General features: G+C 70.0%; 9 protein-coding genes and 2 tRNA genes. 4 read left to right on the top strand and 7 right to left on the bottom strand.

Annotated elements, in window-relative coordinates; genetic code table 11:
• Positions 1 to 192 precede the first annotated feature (192 nt).
• Complete coding sequence (locus IE269_RS19450; protein ID WP_189824263.1) at positions 193 to 747, top strand: hypothetical protein; 555 nt, start codon at positions 193 to 195, stop codon at positions 745 to 747.
• 200 nt (positions 748 to 947) lie between these two features.
• Here IE269_RS19450 and IE269_RS19445 read toward each other — a convergent pair whose 3' ends face one another.
• Positions 948 to 1,307, bottom strand: a complete 360-nt coding sequence (locus tag IE269_RS19445) for a helix-turn-helix domain-containing protein (protein ID WP_229897893.1) — start codon at positions 1,305 to 1,307, stop codon at positions 948 to 950.
• A gap of 12 nt (positions 1,308 to 1,319) precedes the next feature.
• Between IE269_RS19445 and IE269_RS19440 the strand changes: the two genes are divergently transcribed.
• Both IE269_RS19440 and IE269_RS19435 read left to right on the top strand, forming a co-directional pair.
• Positions 1,320 to 2,243, top strand: coding sequence for a hypothetical protein (locus IE269_RS19440; protein WP_189824262.1), 924 nt, complete (start codon positions 1,320 to 1,322; stop codon positions 2,241 to 2,243).
• Complete coding sequence (locus IE269_RS19435; RefSeq protein ID WP_189824261.1) at positions 2,240 to 3,964, top strand: hypothetical protein; 1,725 nt, start codon at positions 2,240 to 2,242, stop codon at positions 3,962 to 3,964. The genes IE269_RS19440 and IE269_RS19435 overlap by 4 nt, the downstream gene beginning before the upstream one ends.
• Before the next feature lie 239 nt (positions 3,965 to 4,203).
• Here the strand turns inward: IE269_RS19435 and IE269_RS19430 are convergent.
• Positions 4,204 to 4,276: transfer RNA gene (locus IE269_RS19430), tRNA-Ala, on the bottom strand.
• Between the two features lie 158 nt (positions 4,277 to 4,434).
• On the opposite strand from IE269_RS19430, the gene IE269_RS19425 reads away from it, so the two are divergent.
• Positions 4,435 to 5,688 carry a glycosyltransferase 87 family protein gene (locus IE269_RS19425; protein WP_229897894.1) on the top strand — a complete coding sequence of 418 codons (1,254 nt, stop codon included), beginning with the start codon at positions 4,435 to 4,437 and terminating at the stop codon, positions 5,686 to 5,688.
• Here IE269_RS19425 and IE269_RS19420 read toward each other — a convergent pair.
• From IE269_RS19420 to IE269_RS19400, 5 genes are all read right to left on the bottom strand, one after another.
• Positions 5,657 to 5,890 carry a hypothetical protein gene (locus tag IE269_RS19420; protein ID WP_185026367.1) on the bottom strand — a complete coding sequence of 78 codons (234 nt, stop codon included), beginning with the start codon at positions 5,888 to 5,890 and terminating at the stop codon, positions 5,657 to 5,659. The two genes, IE269_RS19425 and IE269_RS19420, sit on opposite strands and share 32 nt — an antisense overlap.
• A gap of 108 nt (positions 5,891 to 5,998) precedes the next feature.
• Positions 5,999 to 6,071, bottom strand: a tRNA-Ala gene (locus IE269_RS19415).
• Between the two features lie 134 nt (positions 6,072 to 6,205).
• On the bottom strand, positions 6,206 to 6,880 hold the full coding sequence (locus IE269_RS19410) for a histidine phosphatase family protein (protein WP_189824316.1): 675 nt from the start codon (positions 6,878 to 6,880) through the stop codon (positions 6,206 to 6,208).
• A complete protein-coding gene (rsfS, locus tag IE269_RS19405; protein WP_189824260.1) occupies positions 6,877 to 7,326 on the bottom strand; it encodes a ribosome silencing factor in 450 nt (149 codons plus the stop codon). The genes IE269_RS19410 and rsfS overlap by 4 nt, the downstream gene beginning before the upstream one ends.
• Positions 7,327 to 7,427: 101 nt before the next feature.
• On the bottom strand, positions 7,428 to 9,134 hold the full coding sequence (locus IE269_RS19400; protein WP_189824259.1) for a LytR C-terminal domain-containing protein: 1,707 nt from the start codon (positions 9,132 to 9,134) through the stop codon (positions 7,428 to 7,430).
• Positions 9,135 to 9,159: the final 25 nt, after the last annotated feature.

The raw sequence follows: 9,159 nt of genomic DNA, 5'->3' as shown, positions 1-9,159 counted from the left end.
CTGGCTGCTCAGCTTCAGCACTCGGAGTCCGCTGGGGAGCCGCATGATCCCAATTTGTCTTGTTGGGCATTGCTGCGATGTATCGGCCGCCTTTCATGATCTTCTCCTACAGTATGAGGTGGAGTGCCTACCAACTCGCCTACGGGTATTGCAAGTTGGTGGGACTGCCGACTCGCGTGATGGAGGTGACTGATGGCGTCTCTGGTGGAACGGCTGCGGGCCAGGGCTTCGGTTTCACGCACTCGGGTGGAGGATCTGCGCGGGCAGATCGCCATCCTGGAGAAGGAACTCGCTGAAGAGGAGCTCCAGCTGTCGCGGTGGGCGGTGGCCGAGGACGCGGTGACGGAGTTGCTCGCCGAGGAAGGCGATACGGACCAGGGCAGGGCTCCGGCAGACTCCGAAGCGCCGGTACCGGGAGAGTCGGTGGCCGCAGCCGCGAGAGAGCGGAGGGTCGTATCGGCCCCGGTCACGCGGACGGACGGCAAGGTACTCCGTGAGGCGAACGAGGGAGTGGTGCTCGCGCTGGCGTCGGCGGGGCGTCCGTTGCGGGCGAGGCCGATCTGTGAGGCCGTCGGCTGGGAGACCGGGCATCGCGCCGTGGAACGGATGCGGGTGAAGCTGAAGAGCCTGGTCAAGCAGGGGTGGCTGACTGAGGACGAGGTGGGACTGTTCGCGATCGCACCCGGGGTCGGTGATACGCCCGATACGGGCGGGCCGGAGAACGACGCGACGGATCACGCCGGGTGAGGCGGCGCCACCGGGAGGTCTCGTCCCGGTGGCGCCTGGTTGCGAGAGCGCCCTGAACAGTGAAAAGAGGCTCGTCGCGTTCCCGACGATAGTGCTGTTGCAGCGTATTGGGTTCGCTGAGCCGTAACTTGGCTCTGACCTGCCGTTATTGCAGGCGGTGAGCGGGAGCCGGAAGGGCTTTGGCGGCGATGGCCGGACAGTCACCGGCGCGCAAGCGGCGGCCACAGCGGGGTGTTGAGGCCCGCCTCCAGGCGGGCGATGGTGGCGACGTCGGGCCAGGTCCGGCCGTCAAGGACGTCGCCGATGGTCTGCCGGTTGATGCCCAGCTGGTTGGCGGCCGTCCGCCGGCTCCAGCCGCGGGCGTTCAGGGCAGCGGCCAGACGGCGGGCGATGGTCTGGACGACTGCTGCGGCGACATCGTCGAGGACCGCGTCGGGCCAGTCCTGCGGGTTGCGGGCCAGTTCCCGGGGCGCGCGGGAGCGCGCCGTCCCTCCGACCATGCTTCCACGCTCCTGCTGGTTGAAGTCGTACGCGACTTGGACGGCAGGTTGTCCTGCCACTATTCGTGGTCCATGGCACTCGACGCCGCCACGTCTTCGGTCATCGACGCGTACGCCCCTCGGGAGGCGTCCGCCGTCTGGGATGTGGTCGCTCCGCTGGTGAGAGCGGTGGTGGCCGCCACCGCCGCGCGGGTTCCGTACTCGGTGGAGGATCTGCTGCACGTCGTCGCCCGGCTGGCCACCTGGGCGGAAGGGCGGGGGGTGGTCCGTGATCCGGCGGCCTGGCTGCGGGACGAGACGATCGACGCGTTCGTCCTGACCGGCTGCACGGGCCTGACGCCCAACACCCTGCGCACCTACAGGTCCTGGCTGCGGCAGGTCCGTGCCGTCCTGGTCTGGGAGGACGACGGCAGCAGCGAGCCGCTCAGGCTGTCCGCCCCGCCCGCACCGGCTGCCCCCTACGAAGTGGACGAGCTCGCCCAGCTGCGTTCCTGGGCCGAGCAGTTGAGGCCCCGCCCGCAGTCGAATGCGCTGGCGTTGCTGGCGCTGGGTGACGGCATGGGGCTGGCGCCCGGCGAGGTCTCGCGCCTGCGGGGAAGTCATCTTCGGTGCACGCGGTCGGGAACCTGTGTGCTGGACGCCGCGGTGTTCGGCCGGCTGGTGGTGGCCCGCGCCGAGTGGGAAGACACCCTGACCGGCCTGGCCAGGCAGGCCGGGGACGACTTCCTGTTCCGGCCCGGCCACCGCGATCCGCCGCCCGACAACCTGATCGCGTCCTGGACCTGGCAGCACCGGCCCGAAGCCCCGCTGCCCGGCCTGAACGCCCGCCGCCTGCGGGCCTCGTGGATCGTCTCCTTGCTGCGGCGCCGGATCGACGCAGGCGTGATCGCGACGGCGGCCGGGCTCGCCTCGACGGCCCCGCTGGCCCGCTACCAACATTTCGTCCCCCCGCCCAACATGCAGGAGACCGTCCGACTGCTGCGAGGACACCGGTGAGGGCCCCGCCGCCGGGCCACCGGGCCGCGTTCGCCAGCCGTCCGCGGCCGGTGACCGACGCCCCGGCCACGATCCCGGACTCCAAGGTCTTCCAACTGGCCACCCTGTTGGACCGCTCCGGGGCGCTTGCTCCAGTCATCAGCGAACTGGACGGCCGCCCGGGCCCGGCGGGGCTGGCGCCGCGGACGGTACTGACCGGGCTGCTGCTGGCCCTGCACTACACCGGCAAGGCCACCCTCGCCGAAGCATGGCGTCACCTGGCCTTCAACCTCTCGCCCTTCGCCCAGCAACGGCTCGGCACCAGCGGAATCGCCCCGCAGGCACTCTCCCGACGGGTTTACCGGTCCTTCGACCGGGTCACCTCCGTGCTCGACCCGGCCCGCTGCGACCGCCGGCGCCGCCTCCCCCTGCCGGAAGCCGCCGTCTTCGCGGCGGCCTGGGAGGACGAGAACCCCGAGCACCTCCGCAAGAAGGCGGCCCTGCAACAGATCTGCACCGCGTTGATCACCGAAACGATCCGGATCGGACGCCGCTGCGGGGCCCTGAAGCACTGGCGCGGGGACATCGGCATCGACGCGACCCCCTTGGCCAGCTGGCACCACCCGGCCATCCCCAAGCGTCAGCTTGCCTCCGTCGACATCACCGCGGGCTGGCACTACAGCGGCGGATCGAAGGAGCCCACTTTCGGACTGAGCGGCCACCTCGCGCTGGCAGCTCTGGCCCGCCCAGCCGCAGGACGCATCGCTCAGATCGCCCTTGGCCTGGTCGTCGACCACCCCGGCCGCCGCACCGGACTGAACGCGGTCACTCTGCTGACTCCGCTGGCCGCCCTGGGCCTGCCCGTCGGCACGCTGGCCGTCGACCGTCTCTACACCGACGCCCGTGCGGAAACCTTCGCGCTGCCCGCCCGCCAGCTCGGCTACCGGTTGGCCCTCGACTACAAGCAGGACCAGCGCGGCATCCAGGGCACCCACCGAGGCGCGGTCCTGATCGACGGCACTCTGGCCTGCCCGATGATCCCGCCCGCCCTCGCGAACGCGACCCACCACCTCGACGACCGCACCACCCGCAACTTGGACGAGATCACCACGACGCGGGTCAACAACCGGAAACCGTACTTCCTCCATCTCAAACAGGGCCCGGATTCCACTGGGACAGTCCGCCTTGCCTGCCCGGCTGCCGGGACCTCGCCCACGGTCAACTGCCCCCGCAGGCCCGCCACCCGCACCCCACCGAGAACCCTCGACCTCACCGACCCGCAACAACGGCACACGCACCCGGCCACGAAGCCCACCGTCACCGTGACCAGCAGTCCGCCAGACCAGCTCCCGGACATCTGCCGCCAGCAGTCGATCACCCTGAGGCCCGGCGACCTCGCCGCCAAAGAGAAGTTCCGGCAGGACTTCCCCTACCTCACCAAAGCATGGACCGGCACCTACGCCGTCATCCGGCCGCAGAACGAAGGACTCAACGGGACCCTCAAGGGCCATCGGATCGACATCTCCGAGCCGAAGAACCGACTCGCACACGGCCGCGTTGCCCAAACCCTGCTGGTCGCCCTCATGGTCGCCACCGCGAACCTCATGATCTTGGACACGTACTTCCAGACCACCCGCGGCATGCACCTGCCCGAGACCGCCTACAACGACGCCACCCCCACAGAAGCAGACCAGCTCCGCCCCATGCCGGTCAGCCGACCGCCTCCAGGAGGACCTCGATGATCCAAACGTGAACAGACACACCGACCACTGCCACGGGACCCGCTGAGTCCCGCAGCCGCACCACCGCGCACTCCTCGGCATCGGCCACCCCCGGGCAGCGCCTCCGAGAGCCCGAAACCGCCGATCAGCCCCGGCCCACCCTCAGAACAGCCCCGGAAACCACAAGATCCCGCCAGATCGAATCGATCGGACGGGATCTCGGGAACCGCACCTGAGACATCTCAGAAACGGCCCTACTGTGGAGCTAAGGAGAATTGAACTCCTGACCTCCTGCATGCCATGCAGGCGCTCTACCAACTGAGCTATAGCCCCGTGCTGTGCACTTCGTGTCGTTCTCCGTGGTTTCCCCCGGCGACATCGCCAACTTTAGACGGTGGATCGCCGCATCACCAAATCCCTTTCCGCACCCCCTCCCGGTGGGCGCGTTCCCCACCCCCTCGCACCCTTGCGTGACGATACGGTCACCCCCCGTGCACACTTCTCGCGTCGCATCCCTGGTTCCCGTACGAAGCGATGCCCTGCGGCGTCCGATCGGCGCCGCCGGGGCGGCCTGCCTGGTCTCCTTCGCCGTCTTCTGGGCGGCCCAGCGTCTCGCCCGGGTCTCGATGATCGACCTGAGCGTCTACCGCGCGGAAGGCGCGACAGTCCTGGCGGGCGGAGACCTCTACGCGATGCGCGTCACCGCTGCGAACCTTCCCACGACGTATCCCCCGTTCGCGGCACTGCTGTTCACACCACTGTCACTGCCGGATCCCGGCCTGCTGCGCCTCCTTGCGACGGTCGGCAATCTGGTGCTGCTGGTCGCCCTGGTGCAGCTGTCCCTGCGGCTCGTCGGACGCGGAGGCTTCGAGACCGTGCTGTGGGTGGCCGCGGCGGCGGTCTGGTGCGAGCCGGTGTGGACGACGCTGCGGTACGGACAGATCAACCTCGCGATCGCGGTCGCCGTCCTGTGGGACCTGACGCGCAAGGAGGGGCATCGGTGGGCGGGAGTGGGCATCGGGCTCGCGACGGCCGTGAAGCTCACGCCGGGGCTCTTCGCCGTGTTCCTGTTGCTGGCGGGCCTGGCCCGGGGGCGGCGCACCGGGACGTACCGCGGTGATCCCTGGCTGCGGCAGGCGTCGGTCGCCGCCGGCGCCTTCCTCGCCGCGACGGCGGTCTCGGCCCTGCTGCTCCCCCGCGACTCCCGCACCTTCTGGACCCGGGCCCTCTTCGAGTCCACCCGGGTGGGAAACATGGAGGACACCGCCAACCAGTCGCTGGGCGGCGTCCTGGCCCGCCTGCTGCACACGGGCGCCCCCGGGGTGTGGTGGGCCGCCACGGCCGGGCTCGTCGCGGCTGTGGGGCTGTGCACGGCCGTGGACGCCGCCCTGCGCGGAGAGCGCGCCCGTTCGGTGCTGACGTGTGCGGTGACAGCTCTGCTGATCAGCCCTATCTCGTGGTCGCACCACTGGGTGTGGTGCGTGCCGCTGATCGTGTTCCTCGTAGGGAAGGCGGTGCAAGGCGGGCGCGGGTCCACGGCGCGGGCCTGGGCTGCGGGCGCGGTCTTCTTCTCGTACGCGTTGTGGGCGGTGCCGCACGGCCGGCAGGGGCGTCCTGAACTCGACCAGGATCTCGGTCAATTCCTGCTGTCGGCGAGCTATCCCGCGGTCGGCCTGGCCTTTGTTCTCGCGGGCTTCCTCGTCCTGTGCAGGGTCAGGCCCGTGCGAAGGAGTAGAAGCGTTTGAGGGTGCAGTGCTCGTCGAGCAGCCGGCCGTAGATCGGCTCGCCCTCCAGCTCTCGGTACGTCTCGATCGGGTCGCCTTTTATGATCAGCGCCCGCGCGCACTCCTCGCACCAGTACTGGTACTCGGAATTGACCGGTTCCATGTCGCGGACGATCGGTGTGCCGCTGCCGCACCAGTCACACTTCCGCCTGTGTGCGCCCATCGTCCCCTCCCCTTCGGCGACCGCCCCCTCCGGCCGTCGATTCTGTCACGGCTCCGCAAGAGGGACAGCAAAAGATCCCGCCCCCTGACGGGGACGGGATCTTGATTGTGGAGCTAAGGAGAATTGAACTCCTGACCTCCTGCATGCCATGCAGGCGCTCTACCAACTGAGCTATAGCCCCGCGTGTTCTCGGTGCTGTGCGGGTGTTTCCCGCTCTGCGCTGCGAACAAGAAGAACTCTAGCCTGTGACCTGCCGGAAAGTGAAATCCGGGTCGGCCGCCGCTCCCGGAGGGGCCGGGAGGGCCAAAGAACCGCTCAGTCGTCGTCCCCGAGCACCGGCTCCGGGAGGGTGCCGGCGTTGTGCTCCAGGAGCCGCCAGCCGCGGGCGCCCTCGCCGAGGACGGACCAGCAGCAGTTGGAGAGACCGCCCAGGCCTTCCCAGTAGTGCGACTCCAGGCCGAGGAGGCGGCCGATGGTGGTGCGGATGGTGCCGCCGTGGCTGACGACGACGAGGGTGCCGCCGTCGGCGAGCTTGTCCGCGTGCGCCAGCACCACGGGAGCGGCCCGGTCGGCGACCTCGGTCTCCAGTTCGCCGCCGCCGCGCCGGACCGGCTCGCCGCGCTTCCAGGCGGCGTACTGCTCGCTGTACTGCGCGACGATCTCCTCGTGCGTGAGCCCCTGCCAGGCGCCCGCGTACGTCTCTCGCAGGCCCGCGTCGTGCGTCACGTCGAGGCCCGTGAGGGAGGCCAGCTCCCCTGCGGTCGCAGCGGCCCGCTTGAGGTCGGAGGCCACGATGGCGTCCGGCTTCAGCGAGGCCAGCAGGCGTGCCGCCCGGCGGGCCTGGGCCACTCCGGTGCCGGTCAGCTCGATGTCCGTGCTGCCCTGGAAGCGGCGCTCCAGGTTCCAGGAGGTCTGGCCGTGCCGCCACAGGACGATGCGGCGGCCTCGGTTGCCCCCTACTGCGCGCTGCTGCGCTCCCGTGCCGTTCAGAACACGTCTCCGTCCCGGTCTCCGTCCAGCTCGCCGGCCGGGTTCAGCTTGGCGTGCTCCTCGGCCTTGCCGCGGGTCTTCACGGCGTCCTCGGGCAGCGCGATCTCGGGGCAGTCCTTCCACAGGCGCTCCAGCGCGTAGTAGACGCGCTCCTCGCTGTGCTGGACGTGCACCACGATGTCGACGTAGTCGAGGAGGATCCAGCGGGCCTCGCGGTCGCCCTCGCGGCGGACCGGCTTGGCGCCGAGCTCCTTGTTGAGCTTCTCCTCGATCTCGTCGACGATCGACTTGACCTGGCGGTCGTTGGGCGCGGAGGCCAGCAGAAAGGCGTCCGTGATGGACAGCACATCGCTGACGTCGTACGCGATGATGTCGTGCGCGAGCCGGTCGGCGGCCGCCTGGGCGGCGGCGTTGATGAGCTCGATGGAACGGTCAGTGGCGGTCACTAGCAGGCTTTCGTCGGCGGTCGGTGATTACCACAAGGGTCTCACGTCACGCTGACATGCCCCGCCGGAGTTTCTCCGGCGGGGCATGTGCGGGCGTCGGTCTACCTGGGCGACTCGGGAACTTTGTAGTCCCGCCCGAGGACGACGGCGACCTCGGCGTTCGGTGTGGCCTTGCCGCGGGCGACGGCGGCCGTCGACAGGCCCAGGGTCTTGGCGACCTCCTCGGCCGTCGCCTTCTGCGCGTCGTCGGCGTAGGTGACCTTCGAGGCGGACGCGGTGGACTCCTTGCCGCCGTCGGCGTACGTGTAGCCGCCGTTGACCAGCGCGATCCGTGCGGCGTCGACGGCTGCGGCCTTGCCGGTGGCGTTGCGTACCGCCACCCGCACCGCGGCGCCCTGCTCGGGGGCCTTGGCGGTGCCGCCGAGGACGGTCCTGACGACGGTGTCGGAGGCGCTGACGCGCCCGTCGGGGCCCACCGGGAGCAGCACCGTCTTGTAGGCGCCCTTCTTCGCGTGGGCGGCGAGCTTGGCCAGGGACGCGGCGAGCGATTTCTCCGGCAGTGACGGGTCGAGGATCATGCCGAGGGTCCGCACGGTGACCAGGGCGGTGTCCGGGTCGTCGGAGAGCTTCTTCAGGACGCCCTGCATGACCGCGCCGAAGCGGGCGAGCTGCTTGGCCTCGGGCTCGCCCGGTGCGCGGTAGGTGGCGTAGGCGACGGCCATGCTGCCGCTGAGGGTCTGCTGCTTGCCCTGCTTCACCAGGGGTGCGGCGCCCTTCTTCGTGTCGGGCACGGACACGTCGGTGTCGATCTCGATGTTGCTGACCTGCTCGACAAGGTTCTCCAGGTACGGGGTGTCCAGCCGCCAGGTGCCCCCGATGTCGGTCCCGAGCGCGGTGCCGAGGGACTCGCGGGTGCCGGAGGCGCCGTCGTCGCCCACGGACTTCGCGAGGGTGGTCGCCACTCCGTTGTCGTCAGCGAGAGCGAGCGCGTCGGGCAGCAGGACGGTGGTGCCCTGTCCGGTGCTGGTGTTGTCGACGAGCAGCACCGTGGAGGTGGCGTTGCGGTCCTTGAGGTCGTGCAGGTGCAGGGCGATGACGTCGCGCTTCTGGGCGCCTGTCGCGACAGGCCCGCCGGTCTTCTCCGAGGACATGCCGGGGAGCTTGTCCGTGTACCAGAGGTAGCCGACGCCGCCCGCGACGACGAGGGCGAGCACGACCGCGAGGGCGACGACGCGGGAGCGTCCGCGGCGCTTGGCCTCCTCGCGGCGCTCAGTGCGGCTCTCGGTGAACTTCAGCCAGTCGATGACGTCCTCGGAGTTCTCGTCCGGCTCTTCGACGAAGGAGAACTGTTCCGTGGCGTACTCGGGGGTGCCGGTGCGGCGCTTGTTCGCCGGCGCCTCTTGAGGCGACTCCTGCGCGGGCTCGGACTCCGGCGGCGCAGGCCGGGGCGGCCTGCGGTCCTGCTGGGGCTCCGGCGCCGGAGCCTGCTGCGGAATCCACTGCTGTTGCGGCGGCAGTTGCTGCTGCTGTCCGGTGTCGTACCCGTACTGCTCCGGGATCTGCTGCTGCGGCGCTTGGGGTGCGTACGGGTCGAACTGGGCGGTCTGCTGCGGCTGTTGCGCGTACGGGTCGTAGCCGTACGCCTGCTGCTGCGGCTGTTGCTGCGCCGCGTAGGGGTCGTAACTCTGCTGCTGCGGGGGCTGCTGGTACACCGGTTGCCCGTACGCGTCGTAGCCGACGAGTTCCGGCTGCGGCGGGGTGTAGGGGTCCTGCGCGTAAGGGTCGTACGGGTTCTGGCGGTCGTTCACCGGTGCCCCATTTCCGTGCTGCTGC

The organism is Streptomyces spiroverticillatus (genome assembly GCA_014650415.1).
Taxonomy (GTDB): Bacteria; Actinomycetota; Actinomycetes; order Streptomycetales; family Streptomycetaceae; genus Streptomyces; species Streptomyces spiroverticillatus.
The sequence above is the reverse complement of the archived record's forward strand: the minus strand, read 5'-3'. Positions and strand labels throughout refer to the sequence as shown.